Origin of the sequence: Methanothermobacter sp. KEPCO 2 (genome assembly GCF_041228365.1) — an archaeon.
Taxonomy (GTDB): domain Archaea; phylum Methanobacteriota; class Methanobacteria; order Methanobacteriales; family Methanothermobacteraceae; genus Methanothermobacter; species Methanothermobacter marburgensis.
On the sequence record NZ_CP166185.1, the window covers coordinates 1,292,233 to 1,306,493 of the forward strand.

Annotated in this window: 16 protein-coding genes and 7 tRNA genes; 10 read left to right on the forward strand and 13 right to left on the reverse strand. The window is 48.7% G+C overall.

Annotated elements, in window-relative coordinates; all coding sequences use genetic code 11:
* The first annotated feature begins 28 nt into the window (after nucleotides 1–28).
* The 3 genes from AB9H23_RS06835 (at nucleotide 29) to AB9H23_RS06845 (ending at nucleotide 2,841) form a co-directional block, all read left to right on the forward strand.
* Entirely contained in the window at nucleotides 29–1,459 is a 1,431-nt protein-coding gene (locus tag AB9H23_RS06835; protein WP_321211196.1) for a TrkH family potassium uptake protein, read from the forward strand.
* 121 nt (nucleotides 1,460–1,580) lie between these two features.
* Nucleotides 1,581–2,231, forward strand: coding sequence for a TrkA family potassium uptake protein (locus AB9H23_RS06840; protein WP_013296441.1), 651 nt, complete (start codon nucleotides 1,581–1,583; stop codon nucleotides 2,229–2,231).
* A 127-nt stretch (nucleotides 2,232–2,358) separates the two neighbouring features.
* Nucleotides 2,359–2,841 (forward strand): hypothetical protein, encoded by a 483-nt coding sequence (locus AB9H23_RS06845; protein WP_370004605.1) that lies wholly within the window; start codon nucleotides 2,359–2,361, stop codon nucleotides 2,839–2,841.
* A gap of 17 nt (nucleotides 2,842–2,858) precedes the next feature.
* Here the strand turns inward: AB9H23_RS06845 and AB9H23_RS06850 are convergent, their stop codons facing one another.
* The 11 genes from AB9H23_RS06850 to AB9H23_RS06900 all read right to left on the reverse strand — a co-directional run bounded on the left by AB9H23_RS06850 (nucleotide 2,859) and on the right by AB9H23_RS06900 (nucleotide 5,894).
* Nucleotides 2,859–3,479 carry an MBL fold metallo-hydrolase gene (locus tag AB9H23_RS06850; RefSeq protein WP_321211198.1) on the reverse strand — a complete coding sequence of 207 codons (621 nt, stop codon included), beginning with the start codon at nucleotides 3,477–3,479 and terminating at the stop codon, nucleotides 2,859–2,861.
* A gap of 26 nt (nucleotides 3,480–3,505) precedes the next feature.
* Nucleotides 3,506–3,647, reverse strand: a tRNA-Trp gene (locus AB9H23_RS06855).
* Nucleotides 3,648–3,665: 18 nt separating this feature from the next.
* Nucleotides 3,666–3,737, reverse strand: a tRNA-Cys gene (locus AB9H23_RS06860).
* Between the two features lie 46 nt (nucleotides 3,738–3,783).
* Nucleotides 3,784–4,194 (reverse strand): Holliday junction resolvase Hjc, encoded by a 411-nt coding sequence (hjc, locus tag AB9H23_RS06865; protein WP_370004606.1) that lies wholly within the window; start codon nucleotides 4,192–4,194, stop codon nucleotides 3,784–3,786.
* A 154-nt stretch (nucleotides 4,195–4,348) separates the two neighbouring features.
* Nucleotides 4,349–4,645, reverse strand: coding sequence for a hypothetical protein (locus AB9H23_RS06870; RefSeq protein ID WP_013296445.1), 297 nt, complete (start codon nucleotides 4,643–4,645; stop codon nucleotides 4,349–4,351).
* Between the two features lie 243 nt (nucleotides 4,646–4,888).
* Nucleotides 4,889–4,964, reverse strand: a tRNA-His gene (locus AB9H23_RS06875).
* 18 nt (nucleotides 4,965–4,982) lie between these two features.
* Nucleotides 4,983–5,066 (reverse strand) — tRNA-Leu (locus AB9H23_RS06880).
* A 44-nt stretch (nucleotides 5,067–5,110) separates the two neighbouring features.
* Nucleotides 5,111–5,185 (reverse strand) — tRNA-Glu (locus AB9H23_RS06885).
* Between the two features lie 18 nt (nucleotides 5,186–5,203).
* Nucleotides 5,204–5,277, reverse strand: a tRNA-Ile gene (locus AB9H23_RS06890).
* A gap of 4 nt (nucleotides 5,278–5,281) precedes the next feature.
* Nucleotides 5,282–5,354 (reverse strand) — tRNA-Asn (locus AB9H23_RS06895).
* A 141-nt stretch (nucleotides 5,355–5,495) separates the two neighbouring features.
* Complete coding sequence (locus AB9H23_RS06900) at nucleotides 5,496–5,894, reverse strand: zinc-ribbon domain-containing protein (RefSeq protein WP_370005977.1); 399 nt, start codon at nucleotides 5,892–5,894, stop codon at nucleotides 5,496–5,498.
* Nucleotides 5,895–5,972: 78 nt separating this feature from the next.
* Between AB9H23_RS06900 and AB9H23_RS06905 the strand changes: the two genes are divergently transcribed.
* The 5 genes from AB9H23_RS06905 to hisE all read left to right on the forward strand — a co-directional run bounded on the left by AB9H23_RS06905 (nucleotide 5,973) and on the right by hisE (nucleotide 9,741).
* A complete protein-coding gene (locus tag AB9H23_RS06905; protein WP_370004607.1) occupies nucleotides 5,973–6,974 on the forward strand; it encodes a radical SAM protein in 1,002 nt (333 codons plus the stop codon).
* 81 nt (nucleotides 6,975–7,055) lie between these two features.
* A complete protein-coding gene (gene gatB, locus AB9H23_RS06910) occupies nucleotides 7,056–8,405 on the forward strand; it encodes an Asp-tRNA(Asn)/Glu-tRNA(Gln) amidotransferase subunit GatB (protein ID WP_321211202.1) in 1,350 nt (449 codons plus the stop codon).
* A 5-nt stretch (nucleotides 8,406–8,410) separates the two neighbouring features.
* On the forward strand, nucleotides 8,411–8,650 hold the full coding sequence (locus AB9H23_RS06915; protein WP_321211203.1) for a DUF504 domain-containing protein: 240 nt from the start codon (nucleotides 8,411–8,413) through the stop codon (nucleotides 8,648–8,650).
* Nucleotide 8,651: 1 nt separating this feature from the next.
* Nucleotides 8,652–9,461 carry a CBS domain-containing protein gene (locus AB9H23_RS06920; protein ID WP_321211204.1) on the forward strand — a complete coding sequence of 270 codons (810 nt, stop codon included), beginning with the start codon at nucleotides 8,652–8,654 and terminating at the stop codon, nucleotides 9,459–9,461.
* Nucleotides 9,451–9,741, forward strand: coding sequence for a phosphoribosyl-ATP diphosphatase (hisE, locus tag AB9H23_RS06925; RefSeq protein WP_321211205.1), 291 nt, complete (start codon nucleotides 9,451–9,453; stop codon nucleotides 9,739–9,741). Before AB9H23_RS06920 ends, hisE begins: the two co-directional genes overlap by 11 nt.
* A 68-nt stretch (nucleotides 9,742–9,809) precedes the next feature.
* On the opposite strand, the gene AB9H23_RS06930 is transcribed toward hisE, so the two are convergent.
* Entirely contained in the window at nucleotides 9,810–10,379 is a 570-nt protein-coding gene (locus tag AB9H23_RS06930) for a GNAT family N-acetyltransferase (protein WP_321211206.1), read from the reverse strand.
* A 323-nt stretch (nucleotides 10,380–10,702) separates the two neighbouring features.
* Between AB9H23_RS06930 and AB9H23_RS06935 the strand changes: the two genes are divergently transcribed.
* Nucleotides 10,703–11,023, forward strand: a complete 321-nt coding sequence (locus AB9H23_RS06935; RefSeq protein WP_370004608.1) for a winged helix-turn-helix transcriptional regulator — start codon at nucleotides 10,703–10,705, stop codon at nucleotides 11,021–11,023.
* Here the strand turns inward: AB9H23_RS06935 and larB are convergent, their stop codons facing one another.
* The gene (larB, locus tag AB9H23_RS06940; protein WP_321212178.1) at nucleotides 11,024–11,773 is read right to left on the reverse strand and encodes a nickel pincer cofactor biosynthesis protein LarB; all 750 of its coding nucleotides are present in this window, start codon (nucleotides 11,771–11,773) and stop codon (nucleotides 11,024–11,026) included.
* 138 nt (nucleotides 11,774–11,911) lie between these two features.
* On the opposite strand from larB, the gene hypF reads away from it, so the two are divergent.
* A complete protein-coding gene (hypF, locus tag AB9H23_RS06945) occupies nucleotides 11,912–14,212 on the forward strand; it encodes a carbamoyltransferase HypF (protein WP_321211208.1) in 2,301 nt (766 codons plus the stop codon).
* Nucleotides 14,213–14,261 lie beyond the last annotated feature (49 nt).

The window sequence follows — 14,261 nt, forward strand, 5'->3', positions numbered from 1 at the left end:
GGAACAATCCCATTCTTTATATGGTAACATGAGATATGTTGGAAAGAGGGACCTTTTTACCGTTGGAAAGTATCTTGGCAATATAATGCAGGGGATAGGCTTCGTTGTTGCATTACCCCTCATTGTTGCACTGATCTACGGTGAAGGCAATTTTTTAAGTTTTATTGTGCCCTCAATTATCTCGCTCAGCATTGGAACTGTGCTCAAAAGATATTCCCCTGAGGAATGCTCCATACGCCTGAAACATGGTATGATGGTCGCATGTCTTGCCTGGCTCTGGGCTGGATTCATAGGTAGCCTCATAATGATGTCAGCCCTTAACATCGATTTTGCAAATGCCTTCTTTGAGAACATGTCTGCCTGGACCGGCAGTGGACTCACAGTTTTCTCCAATGTTGAAGCACTCCCAAAATCAATTCTATTCTTAAGAAGCCTTGAACAGTGGATCGGTGGGCTTGGAGTTGTTATAGTTGTTATAGGTGTCCTCATAAGGCCAGGTACAGCTGCTGCACGTTTATACAAGTCCGAAGCAAGGGAGGAAAGGATAAAACCCAGCATAGCAAACACCGTCAGGACTATCTGGTGGATCTACCTCACCTACACGGTCCTCGGGATCGTGCTCTATGGGCTGACAGGGATGCCGCTCTTTGATGCCATCAACAACACCCTCACGAACCTCTCAACCGGGGGAATGTCCATAAAGAACCTCAACATCGGCTACTACCGTAGCGATGCCGTCTACCTTGTAACCATGTTTCTCATGATACTTGGGGGGACAAGCTTCCTTGTGCACTACCAGGCAATAAAGGGTAGATTCTCAAATGTTCTGAGGGATATACAGCTGCAGGCAACCTTTGCCTTTATAATCCTTTTCACGGTCCTTTCGATCTACATTGGGGGCGTGGCCCCCCTTGAATCCGTCTACCATGTGATATCAGCCCTCAGCTGCACCGGTTCAAGTATAAGTTCAACCAGTCAGATGGTTGCCTGGTCAGGGTACTTCAAGATAGTTCTAATAATATGCATGCTCACAGGTATGGCTGCAGGTTCAACCACAGGGGCTGTGAAGATAATCCGTGTCATAACTGTACTTAAGGGTGTCTACTGGGACATCATGAGGATCCTGGCACCTGAGGGTTCGGTTATACCGAGAAAGATATCATGCAAGTCTGTGAGTGACGCTGAGATAAGGGAGGCCGGGTCATACATAAGCCTTTATTTTGTCCTCCTGTTTTTCACGTGGTCGGTTCTTGTAACCTATGGATATGACCCCCTCAACTCCCTCTTTGAGGCGGCCTCTGCCCAGGGAAATGTTGGGCTCAGTATGGGGATAACCAGTTTCAATCTCCCCCTGATACCGAAAATGGCCCTCATAATTAGCATGTGGCTTGGAAGACTCGAGATAATCCCTGTGCTTGTATTAATACGTGGTTTCGTGGAGGCCTTCAAGGTTAGCTGAACCTCGAGATAAGCGCGTGGTCATTATCTTCACTGAAAAACCTTATTAATGATGACGTTTAACACAAGTAAACACGAGTAATGATTATCTTTATTCTGCCTGAAGTCTGAAAGGTGTGGATATGTATGTTGTTATAATGGGTGGAGGAAGAGTTGGTTTAACACTCGCAAACCTCCTTATATCAGATGGAAATGATGTAACTCTCATAGAAAATGATGAAACACTCTGTGCAAATGCTGCAGTTGAACTGGACGCCCTTGTGATCTGCGGTAACGGTACAGACATAAAAACCCTTGAGGAAGCCAACATAAACAATGCAGATGTCTTTGTTGCGGCCACAGGAAATGATGAGGCCAACCTCCTAAGCTGCATACTTGTGAGGGAGTACAACATACCCAAGATCATAGCAAGGGTCAGCAACCCAGACCACGAGGACGCCTTCAAGAAGGTTGGCATAGATCACGTTATAAGCCCGGAGAGGACCGCTGCAGGTTACCTTGAGAAACTGATAACAAGGCCAAAGGTGGCTGACCTCATCGTCCTCGGGCATGGGGATGCCGAGATCCTTGATATGGAGATAAAGAGCAGTAAAATTGTTGGAAAGAAGGTCAAGGATGTATCCCCCACTGAAAAGTACATCATCGTGGCAATATACAGTAACGGTGACCTCATCATACCCCAGCCAGACATGGTCCTTGAGAGGGGAGCCAAGATATCCGTACTTGTAAAGACAGAGGCGGTGAATGAGGTTACAAAGAAATTCACAGGCTAAATACCCCCAGTCTTTTTAATTTGATTGCTTTTACTGAATCAACCTCAAAGATCAACTGATCCGTATAAGCCATAACCAGAAGGATAGTTGTGATTATACGTGGTAAACTATGGTTAAATGGTACTTCATGGCTGGCCTCATCACTGGACTGGTCACAGGTATTCTGATTGGTACCTACCTTGAGAGCTGGATTTCAGATGACACCCAGACACCCCTTGATGAAGGTGTAGATTACCCTGAGCCGTTAAATGGGACGGCCATTATATCATACAAAAACACCTGCTCTCAGCTCAACCTATCAGACGTTGATGAGAACCCATTCTTTCTAAAGAAGCAAAGGGTGTGGGTTGATGGAATAATATTCAGGAAATATGAATTTGAAAGTATCAACAGAACAGTGACCCTTATGGTACTCAGCGTATCCCCAGGGCCCGGTTACGTGCTTGTTAAATATGGTTCAGCAAGTCCCCTGAAAAGCGGGGACCATGTGAGGGTCTACGGGGAGTATTTCTATCCAGCGGTGGATAAAATCACACCTGAACTCAGGAACAGAAAATTGCCGGGGATAAAGGCCGTTTACATGCAGAAAATGGAAATAACATCACCCTGAATCCCGGAACCAACCATTTACCCTATTCCAAGGAAGGCCGCAGCCAGTTCCACATGCATTGAACCGTTATCAACCCATGGGCCGTGGCCAGGGAACAGGTACTCGATGTCGAGTTTCATGAGTTTTTTAATGGACTCTGCAAGTTCATTTATGTCTCCGCCAACATCAACCCGACCGAATCCCCCATCAGCAAAAACCGTGTCCCCTGAGATGAGGGATCTACCATCATACAGACATATGCATCCTGGTGTATGGCCGGGTGTGTGGATAACCTCAAAGTCGCCTATGAAGTCCCCATCCCCGATTTCAACAGCCACTTCCATTGGCTCCATGGATGCCGAGAACATGTAGGCAACCGTCTTCGCGTCGTCACCCTCCCTGAGTGCTTCTGCATCAAGACTGTGAATTGCTATATCTGCATCGAAGAGCCTGTTTCCCCCGGTATGGTCAAAGTGGCAGTGGGTGTTCACTATATGTTTTATGCTGCCCGGCTCAACACCGGCCCCCCTTATCTTCCTCATGAGGTTATCAGGGTTCATTCCGGTCCCTGTATCAACCACCGTGTCTCCAAGGATGTATATGTTAGAATCAAAGAGTGTTCCTTCAATCGCTATTATATTATCAAATTTCTGTATCATGAAAGCGCCTCAGAAAAAGGGAGTGATGGGGTCACTGGGATTTGAACCCAGATCCTAGGATTTCTCTTGTCTCAGTACTCCAATCGGTCATCATACTGTAGTCAGAGCGCACATTTTCTTCAAAGACAACTGGAGTCCCAGATGATAGCCTGGTTACACCATGACCCCATTTGATAGAAATGTTGAAGCCAAGGGTGAGATTTGAACTCACGTGTAATGGATCTGCAGTCCACCGCTTCGCCACTAAGCTACCTTGGCATAGAGTAACTAATATCAGAATTAGTATTTAAAGTTTGCGGTCCCCTCATCTGAGGCGGGTCTGCCTTTCGCAACCGGTGATCTCATGTATATCCCTGCCCCTCTCAAGGGCAATATCAAGGTCAAGCCTGTAATTTTCCGATGGTGTCATCTCAAGGTCAGCCGGTGAAAGGAAGATCCAGTCCCTGTACCTGAATTTTACCCCGATATAGGGTTCTGCACCGAACATCTCTGAAAACTCCAGAAGCCCCTTTATCTTTCCTGAATCAATGTATATGCGCTCACCGGATGTCATCTTAACCTCGATTGCAAGGTATATCTCTCCGTTCCCTGCAATGATGTCAGGTAGGGGCTTCTTTGTGGCCCCACCAGAGGCCGGTGCCCTCATGGCCGCAAAATCCTTTTCCCAGAGGAGTTTCACAAGGTCCCTCTCTCCCCGCGATCCATCCCTAACCATGAAAACACCCTGAAACCCTCAATTCTTCCTTCCCAGATACACGAAATAACACTCTCTATCCTCTCTCCAGACACATTAAACAACAACCTGGACACACTAAACAACACTCTCTATTCTCCTCTCCCCAGACACATTAAACAACAACCTGGACACACTAAACAACACTCTCTATTCTCCTCGCCCTGAAGGTCCCCCTTCCACTGTCACTGAGCCAGTCAATGAGCGCATCCTTTACAATGACATTCTGGTCATGGAGATGGATGTCAACTGTCAAACCGGACCTGTTGAACCTCTCATCAGAGGGTATGAAACGTATAAATGTCCCTGTAAAGTGGTACCTTGTTTTAAGGAACCACTGTGTCAGGTATATGCCCTCCATGATTCCTATCTCCTCGCCCTCCTGGATCACGGTAGCCCTGAAGGAGGCGCAGGTCCTTTCAATACGTATCATATAATCAGCCGTGGTGTTCTGAGATAATCTGATCTACGAAATCCGTAGCCGGTACTGAAAATCTTCATCATGACACAATAAATAATTTTCCATGGATGATTAATAAAACCTCCTAAAGATCAGTGATTTCACCTGGGATCAAGGATAATCAGATGGATGACAATAAACCGTGCCCCGGGTGCCGAATTTTATATTATTCCAGCACTTGATGATTGAGGACAATGAAAAAATGATTGATGAGAATGGGGCCGGGGCCGAGATTTGAACCCGAGTCGCGGGATCCACAGTCCCGAAGGATAACCACCTACCCCACCCCGGCAGTTGAATTCTATCACAGTGCGGGGGCAGGGATTCGAACCCTGGTAGGCCTACGCCAACAGGTCCTAAGCCTGTCCCCTTTGGCCAGCTCGGGCACCCCCGCAGCAATGATGCTCAATATGAAGAATAATCATAAAAGGTAAGAAATGCTCCGGCCGGGATTTGAACCCGAGTCTTCGGCTCGAAAGGCCGAAATGATTGGCCGGACTACACTACCGGAGCCTCTGATTACCGATTAAGTGGGCCCAATGGGATTCGAACCCATGGCCGCCCGGTTATGAGCCGGGCGCTCTACCTGGCTAAGCTATGGGCCCATGACGCCGCCGACAGGGCTCGAACCTGTGACCAATCGGTTAACAGCCGAACGCTCTACCTACTGAGCTACGGCGGCACCTGCCAAGTACAAGTCCTTGCTTGCAACAAACCAGTGGTTTGTGGTGCACATCCCAAGGCGTACAATTAGATTTATACCCATCATATATAAAGTTTTCGGTTTAGCGGTGGTTCTGCAGACACCCCAGGAGGATGATGGTCATATGCTGAATAATGCTGACGCCGCAGCCGCCATGACAAGGGCCACAAACGCAATCATCAGTGACTGGGACTTTCTCCTGGAGGAGGAGAGCACATAGATTACAGATACCATGAGGGCCGCTATAGCACCCATGAATCCAAATATTCTGCCAAGGATCACCATGAGGATCACAAGCACCAGTGCGCCGCGCAGGGCGGTATCCCACTCGAAACCCTCCTTTCTGGCATCACTGAACTCTTTCCTCTGGAGCTCCCTTTTAACAGGGGTTTCCCTGAAATCTCCAGACATGAACCTGGATTTGAGTGGTTTTTCCTCAAGGAGGGTTCCGCAGTTCCTGCAGAACCTTGAGCCCTCCCTGTTCCTTTCGCCACAGCTGGGGCAGTAAACCATATCCATCAGCCTCAATGTATCAACATCAAAGCTTATCTCAACGAAAGTTTATAAAGGTATTCTGCAGAGCAGAGAGTGTCAGATATGAATGTTATAGAATCACTGAAGGAAATGGATATACTCAAATTGATGAACAGGGCCAGTGAAATCACCCTCAAACATCATGGGGATATCATAACACTGGAAAGGGCAGTTTTTCTCTCATGGTGGTGTGAAAGGGGGGACTGTGCCTTCTGCTATATGAGCACACAGAAGCCACGTATAAGGGAACCATCAAAGGCCAGAAGAAACGTGAACGCCATACTGGCAGAGGCAGAAATATGCAGGAGACTTGGGTGGAACATAGAGTTCCTATCAGGAGGCTATGGTTCATTCTCCCCTGAGGAGATAAAGGAGATCGCAGAGAGGATAAGGGATATCACAGGATCCCCTGTCTGGCTGAACACAGGTATAACCACCGATCTTGAAATATACGGTGATGAGGTGGCAGGTATAACAGGGGCGCTGGAGGTTGCAAACCCTGACCTTCAGAGGAAACTGTGCCCCAGCAAACCCAGAGAGGACATAGCTGAGATGCTTGAGGCAGCCAGGGACCTGGGATTCAGGAGGGGCATCACCATAATACTGGGACTCGGTGAGACACCAGATGACCTCAGATACCTCTTCGAATTTATAGGGGATCTTGAAATAGACCGCGTAACCTTCTATGCCCTCAACCCCCATGAGGGAACGGTATTTGAGAATCAACCCCAGCCCGCCACCCTCTATTATGCAGGAACAGTTGCCGCCACAAGGATAGAGTTCCCTGAACTGGAGATCATCACAGGGACCTGGATGGATAACCTGGGAAGCATAGGTCCACTAGCCCTCAGCGGGGCCAACGGAATAACCAAATTCCCCCTTTTCAAGATGTTCGGGACCTCCTATGGGAAGCGTGTTGAGGAGGAGGTTAGGTGGGCCGGGAGGAGGCTTAGGGGTACATTCACAGATGTGGAGAGGCTCAGAAGGGGGAGGTCCTACCCTGAAATTGACCCCTTCATAGAGAGGTATGTTAACGGATGTCTGAAAAATCTTAAATTGCTTTAAGTTGATGATAATAAATATAATCTGATATGCTTTCCATCACGTTGAACCATGTTACCATGAAAAGGAGGAATAACCATTAAGATGAAATGTGGTCTTGAAATTCATGTTCAGCTTGACACCAGATCAAAGCTATTCTGCAGATGCCCGACAGATTACCAGGACGCCCCCCCAAATACAAACATATGCCCGGTGTGCCTCAACCAGCCAGGGGCCAAACCACATCCACCAAACAGAAGAGCCCTCGAGGGGGCTCTGAAAATCGCCCTCATGCTTGACTGCAGAATAAACCCTGAGATCACATACTTCATGCGTAAGCACTACAACTACCCGGACCTCCCATCAGGATACCAGAGGACATCCATACCCGTTGGACTTGAGGGGGAGCTCAACGGCGTCAGGATCAGGGAGGTGCACATAGAGGAGGACCCCGGTCAGTATAAACCGGACCACGGTGTGGTTGACTTCAACAGGTCAGGCATCCCCCTCATTGAAATTGTTACAGAGCCAGACATGAGGTCACCTGAGGAGGCCAGAAACTTCCTCAGGGAACTCATAAGGGTGCTGGAATACAGTGGCTGTGCCCGTGGTGAGGGCACAATGAGGGCCGATGTCAACATATCCCTTGAGGGGGGCCGCAGGGTTGAGATAAAGAACATAAACTCAATAAAGGGTGCCTACAAGGCCCTTAAGTTTGAGATGGTCAGGCAGAAGAACCTCCTCAAGAGGGGTGTTGAGGTCAAACAGGAAACACGTGCATTTCTTGAATCCCAGATGATAACCGTTTCCATGAGGCTCAAGGAGGAGGCAGAGGACTACAGATACATACCTGATCCCGACCTCCCCCCAATGCACTTTGGAAGTGAAGTGGTGGATGGCGTCAGGGAAGGAATACCAGAGGCGCCCCACCTCAAGGTTAAACGATTCATGGAGGAATACGGTTTAAGGGAGGAGGATGCAAGGGTGCTGACCTCAGAACTGGAACTTGCAGATGCCTTTGAGGAGGTTGCGGCATCCATAGACCCTGAGTTCGCGGCTCTCTGGATGAGGGACGAACTCAAAAGGGTGCTCTACTACAACAAGGTGAGCTTTGCAGAAAGCGGTATAACCCCCCAGAATATTGTGGAACTCCTTGAGATGATACAGAAGAAGGAGGTAACCACCAAGGCCGCCAAAAAGATCATAGAGGAGATGCCGTTTAACACCAGGAGCCCCCGGGAGATAGCTGCCGAAATGGGGCTCATAGGAATCATAGATGAATCCCAGGTTATAGAGGCGGTTGAACAGGCCATAAGGGAAAACCCCCAGGCAGTCCAGGATTACCATGATGGCAAGGAGGCTGCCATAAACTTCCTGGTGGGGCAGGTGATGAGAATTACCCGTGGAAAGGCAGAGCCTGAACGGACAGTTGAACTGATAAAGGAAAGGATCTGAGGTGCATGGCCAAGAACGTCCTGGATCTTCTTATGTGGCATCCTAAATGGGATATTAAAAGGTGCAGGATAAGTTACATCCACAGGGGGGCTCAGAGGAACCTCAAAACAGTTCAGGGGTCAGATATTGAAAGGCTCGAAAGGGGCTTCATTGTGCTGAGTAACGGTGCATCGATACCCTACCATCGTGTGGTTAAAATAGTCTGCGATAACAGTTTCATCTGGAAAAAACAGAAGAAGGGATAGGATGAGCAATAAGGCACTTGTGAAGGATTACATGACCCGGGACGTTATAACGGTCTCCTCAGACACATCAACCGCGGAGATCATCAAGCTCATGAAGGAAACAGGTCACGATGGATTTCCGGTCAAGGATAACGGTACCGTGATCGGGATGGTGACTGCCTTTGACCTCCTCATAAAGCCATGGGTCAAAACAGTATCAGAGATCATGTCAAAGGACGTGGTTGTTGCAGACCAGGATATGTCCCTCAATGACGCTGCGAGGGTCATGTTCAGGATGGGGATCTCAAGACTGCCAGTTATAGATAAGGAAGGTAAACTTGTGGGTATAATAACAAACACCGACATCGTGAGATCCCATATTGAACGTTCCACCCCCATGAAGGTTAACTACTTCAAGAAGACGCTGGAACAGCTCTATGGTGTCAAGCCGGAGGTCAAGCGGATGAAGGTCCCCATCGAAAAGCTGCGGCCCACCCAGAGCAAGGTATACGCCGATGAACTCCAGGGTAGAACCTATGAAATTAAAAGGGGCCTTGCAGAGCCCACGATAGTTGTGAAGACAGGTGACAGGTATGTACTTGTCGACGGTCACCACAGGACACTGGCATCCTACAGGCTGGGCTGCAAGGAGATAGACTCATATGTCATCGATATCAAGAAGGACATGAAGCTGGGTATGGAGAAGACAGCGGACCTCAACGGCGTTTATACTCTGGACGACATTGAGGTTATAGACGACGCCCAGCACCCCCTGATTGCGATAACAACCAGCATGAGAAAGGCTATGGCAGGTAAGAAGAATGGTGGATGAGGGAATTTTAAGGGAAATCTACGCTGTACTTGAGGACCGTCGCGATAACCCGGTGGACTCCTACACCTCCAGACTCATGACAGATGATGAGAAAAGGGCTGAGGATAAGATACTTGAGAAGATCGGTGAGGAGGCAGCAGAGGTGATCATAGCCTCAAAGAATAATGAGCGCCTCGTAGAGGAGTCTGCTGACCTGATATTCCACACACTTCTACTCCTTGTATACAAGGAGATCCCCTTTGAGAGCCTGCTTGAGGAGTTCGCTGCAAGAAGAAAATAAATAACAATGCAGTTACCTCAGTGAAGTGGTGCTTCTAATCTAATAACTGATTACAACTGCAGGATAATTCAGTGAAGTGGTAGTTCCATCTGATGGAATCTTCTTTTTAAAAGTCTTATCTCCTTTTTACCTGTGAATCTGAATCCAAACTTACTGTAAAGGTTCAGGGCAGGGGTGTTTGTGGGTGATACATCCAGCGTGAGCCTATCAAGACCGCTCTCCTCTGCAATCATCTGGGCCTCCTGGAGGAGCCTGAAGCCAACACCCTGACCCCTCGCCTCAGGCGCAACTGCAAGGGATGCTATGTAGAGGTCACCATCCTCAACCTTCTGGGTACTCAGGGAGTCAATGAGGTCCATCATCATGACCCTCAGGGCATCCATGGGTCCCAGCTTTCTGAATAAATCAAGAACCCCAGATTCACTGCCTTCAAGGTCATATGCCAGTACTCCGAGGACATCTCCTTCACTGGCCGCTAGGATTATTCTCTCAGGGTCCCAGCAGACACCATTCCTTAGAAGTTTTTCCAGTATGTCCTCAGGATTTTTGAAAAATAGGTCAAAGAGTTGCCGGTCAGTCTCATAGATGAGCCTACCCACAATCTCTGAGAAACGGGGTTCGAACTGGACAATATCCATAGTACCATCTTCATTGAATAGTTATTGATTTCCTGGACATGAGTACTTTATAATTAGAAATAATAAAAAGATGGGGGTGCTGTGAAAAAATGGGGGGTAGTTAAAAAAATAATTACTGCTCTGCGTCGAGCATTTCGCCGTATTCAATCTCTATCTGGCAGCCCTTGGGGCCACAGCAGAAGTGCTGCAGATCAAAGTTCACAAGCATGATTTCACCTCTCAACCTTCTTTACTATAATAAAGTAACTTAAAGTATTTAAATGATGTACTTACATAAACTGCATATACACACATAAAGTATACTGGATTACATGGTTGATACCATGAGTGATGAAGAGTACATATGCTCTGTTGAGGCCGCCATTAACGAAATAGGGGGTAAATGGAAGTCACTTGTCCTCTGTTCCCTCAAGGATGGTAAGCTCCGCTTCAGTGAGATAAACAGAAAAATACCCCGAATAACCCAGAGGATGCTCACCAAGACCCTCCGTGAGCTTGAGGCAAACGGCCTCGTAAACCGGGTGGTATACCCTGAGGTGCCCCCAAGGGTTGAATACTGCCTAACTGAAAAGGGGAAATCAGTCATCCCCATCCTTGACGAGCTCTGTGAATGGGGCAGGAGGTACGGTACACACGAAAAATGATCAATCACCTGCAAAGGCCCTCAGTATTTTAACCGCAAGTACAGCGGCCCCAAAACCGTTATCTATATTTACAACCCCTATGCCAGGGGAGCACGACTGTAGCATGGAGTTGAGTGCCACAAAACCGCCCTCACCGACTCCATAACCAACTGATGTTGGTACCGCTATAACCGGCACATCAACAAGGCCCGCCACCACAGAGGGAAGCGCCCCCTCCATGCCAGCCACCACGATGAGCACCTTAACATCTGATTCAAGCATGTTCTGCAGTGGTTCCAGGAGCCGGTGGATGCCGGCAACACCAACATCATATGCCGTGATGACCTCACAGCCCGCCTCCTCTGCGACAACCCTTGCCTCCTCTGCAACGGGTATATCTGAGGTTCCCGCAGAAAGTACCCCGATCCTACCCAGCTTTGCAGGTTTCCATGACCTCACAGCAAGCAACCTGGCCGTTTCATGGTAATCGGCGGTGTAATCTTCTCCAAGATCCAGGCCATCCATGATCATCTCAGCCCTTTCAGGCGGGAGCCTTGTTACAATAACGTCACCAACAGTTCTTATAATGTTAATTATATCCTCATCACTCTTTCCAGGTGCAAATACCGCCTCAGGGAAACCTGTTCTTGTCTCACGCAGTATATCAAACCTGACCCTATCGCCCAGTTTAAGCTGGGCCGATTCAATCGCCCTTTCTGCCTCTTCAACCGAGATTTCACCCCTAAGGAGTTCCCTCAAAATCGATCTCACTGACATCACTACCTAATTTATAAGTTCATGAATATAATCTTAGCATGATGCACTGAACTGTCATCTGTATAAGTTCATGAATTAATCCTAGAATGATGTACCAAACTGTCATCTGTGAAAATCCTTAAAGGAGATAGAATGTACCGTGCCCAGCTCACTGTTGAGGGAATAGTGCAGGGTGTTGGCTTCAGGCCAGCCGTCTACAGGCTTGCACATGAACTTGGACTTACAGGATACGTCAGGAACATGGGAAACCTGGTTGAAATTGTCCTTGAGGGGAGTGAGGATACAATCAGAAAGTTCATTGAGAGGCTCAAGGCAGAAAAACCCCCCATTTCCAGGATAACCAGGATAAATAATGAGATGACCGCCATCGACAGCCCATCATTCAGCGATTTCAGTATAAAGGAGAGCTCCTCAGAGTCATCAGGGACATCCGTGATACCTGCAGACGTTGCAACCTGCAGCAGGTGCCTTGAGGAGATAATGGATGAGAATAACAGACGATACCTCTACCCCTTCACCGCATGCACAGACTGCGGGCCCAGGTTCACAGTGATTGAATCCATTCCCTATGACCGTGAGAGGACCAGCATGCGTGAATTCCCCCTCTGCAGCTCCTGCATGGAGGAATACCTCAACCCCCTTGACAGGAGGTATCATGCAGAGGCAACATGCTGCCCGGTATGCGGTCCCAGGCCATTCCTGTGGCGTGGAGATGTTATTGAAACAGATAACCCCCTGAAAATGGCTGCAGAGTTTCTTGATGAGGGTGAAATACTCGCGGTTAAGGGTATAGGGGGCACACACCTGGTCTGCCGGGCTGACGATGAGGATGCCGTTATGAAACTCCGCTCAAGGCTTGGAAGGCCCAGCCAGCCATTCGCCTGCATGTCCCCTGATGTTCCCTCAGTGGAGGTCTATGCATGCATATCTGAAGCAGAGGAGAAGGCCTTAACCTCCAGGCGAAGGCCAATAGTGGTCCTGAATAAAAACAGTGACTACCCCCTGGCCCCATCAGTTGCACCGGGCCTCCACAACATAGGGGTCATGTTACCCTACTCTGGAATGCACCATGTCCTATTCAAGTACACCGCGGCCCCAGCCTATGTTATGACCTCAGCCAATAAACCCGGTGATCCTATGTTCATCAGGAACAGTGAGATAACCAGGGGCCTTGAGGGTATAGCCGATTACTTCCTTCTCCATGACCGTAAAATCATAAACCGCTGCGATGACTCTGTTGTCCGCTTCAGGGGTGGAGAGATGGCCTTCATAAGGAGGTCCAGGGGGTACGCGCCTGAACCCTATGACCTCACCCATCTATCAGAGAATCTGTCAGCCCTCTGCCTTGGGCCGGAACTTGATGTGACCTTCTCTGTGCTCAAGGGTGGCCAGTGCTATGTATCACAGCACATAGGCAACACATCACGGTATGACACCCTCCTCTTCCTCAAGGACGCTGTGAATTACCTCATGGGTATAACAGGCACAGAATCCGTGGATGTCATAGCCTGTGACCTACACCCCCAGTTCCTGACAACATCCTATGCAGAGGAGCTCTCTGAAAGGTTCTCTGCGGACATCCTGAGGGTCCAGCACCACCATGCCCATGCCCTGGCACTCATGCTCGATAATGGTGTCGGTGAGTGCGTGTGTATAGCCGCAGATGGTGTTGGCTACGGTGCAGATGGCACGTCATGGGGTGGTGAGATCCTCCACTGCCACGGCCCCGAATATTCAAGGGTTGGGAGTCTCATGCCACAGAAGATGCCTGGGGGTGACCTTGCAACAAGGTACCCTGCAAGGATGCTGCTCTCAATGCTCCTGGACAGCTACGATGGGGACATCCGTGAACTCTTCATTGAAAGGTACCTGGATTACTTCCCCCACGGTGAAAGGGAGATTGATGTTATATTAAAGCAGATTGAAACTGGGCTCAACACAGGCGTGAGTAGCAGCACAGGTAGAGTCCTTGACGCAATTTCAGCAGCCCTCAGAATATGCGGAAGGAGAACTTACGAGGGCGAATGTGCCATGAAACTTGAATCAACTGCCTTCAGGGCTAAAGGAGAACTCAAAATACCCTTCAGAATCATGAAGAGGGATGGTAGGTACATCCTTGATACATCAGGCATACTCATGGATGTCATGGATCTTCTGGAATCCGGTGAGAAGAGGGTGGAGATAGCCCATGCAGCCCAGCGAGCCGTTGCAGAGGGACTTGCAGAGATGGCTGTCCTTGCAGCTGAGGATCTGGGAGTTGAGGTTATAGGGGGAACCGGCGGTGTTTTCTACAATGAGGCCATAAGCCTTGCGGTGAGGGATTACGTTAAAGAGAGGGGTTACAGTTTCATTCAGCACAGAAATTCATGTGCAGGTGATGGTTCAGTTTCCCTTGGGCAGGCGGTTGCGGCTGCACTTGAATACAGGAAATAACTAGGTCCTCTGATGTCCTCAGGAAATGGAATCTGGTGTCTCAGGAACT

What these genes read in the sequence shown, in the direction of transcription:
- AB9H23_RS06850 (WP_321211198.1), bottom strand. Translation starts at nt 3,479, where the DNA reads ATGATACAGAAATTTGATAATATAATAGCGATTGAAGGAACACTCTTT.
- AB9H23_RS06900 (WP_370005977.1), bottom strand. Translation starts at nt 5,894, where the DNA reads ATGGATATGGTTTACTGCCCCAGCTGTGGCGAAAGGAACAGGGAGGGC.
- AB9H23_RS06935 (WP_370004608.1), top strand. Translation starts at nt 10,703, where the DNA reads ATGAGTGATGAAGAGTACATATGCTCTGTTGAGGCCGCCATTAACGAA.
- hjc (WP_370004606.1), bottom strand. Translation starts at nt 4,194, where the DNA reads ATGGTTAGGGATGGATCGCGGGGAGAGAGGGACCTTGTGAAACTCCTC.
- hisE (WP_321211205.1), top strand. Translation starts at nt 9,451, where the DNA reads ATGGTGGATGAGGGAATTTTAAGGGAAATCTACGCTGTACTTGAGGAC.
- AB9H23_RS06870 (WP_013296445.1), bottom strand. Translation starts at nt 4,645, where the DNA reads ATGATACGTATTGAAAGGACCTGCGCCTCCTTCAGGGCTACCGTGATC.
- AB9H23_RS06930 (WP_321211206.1), bottom strand. Translation starts at nt 10,379, where the DNA reads ATGGATATTGTCCAGTTCGAACCCCGTTTCTCAGAGATTGTGGGTAGG.
- AB9H23_RS06920 (WP_321211204.1), top strand. Translation starts at nt 8,652, where the DNA reads ATGAGCAATAAGGCACTTGTGAAGGATTACATGACCCGGGACGTTATA.
- hypF (WP_321211208.1), top strand. Translation starts at nt 11,912, where the DNA reads ATGTACCGTGCCCAGCTCACTGTTGAGGGAATAGTGCAGGGTGTTGGC.
- AB9H23_RS06835 (WP_321211196.1), top strand. Translation starts at nt 29, where the DNA reads ATGAGATATGTTGGAAAGAGGGACCTTTTTACCGTTGGAAAGTATCTT.
- AB9H23_RS06840 (WP_013296441.1), top strand. Translation starts at nt 1,581, where the DNA reads ATGTATGTTGTTATAATGGGTGGAGGAAGAGTTGGTTTAACACTCGCA.
- AB9H23_RS06915 (WP_321211203.1), top strand. Translation starts at nt 8,411, where the DNA reads ATGGCCAAGAACGTCCTGGATCTTCTTATGTGGCATCCTAAATGGGAT.
- gatB (WP_321211202.1), top strand. Translation starts at nt 7,056, where the DNA reads ATGAAATGTGGTCTTGAAATTCATGTTCAGCTTGACACCAGATCAAAG.
- AB9H23_RS06905 (WP_370004607.1), top strand. Translation starts at nt 5,973, where the DNA reads ATGAATGTTATAGAATCACTGAAGGAAATGGATATACTCAAATTGATG.
- AB9H23_RS06845 (WP_370004605.1), top strand. Translation starts at nt 2,359, where the DNA reads ATGGCTGGCCTCATCACTGGACTGGTCACAGGTATTCTGATTGGTACC.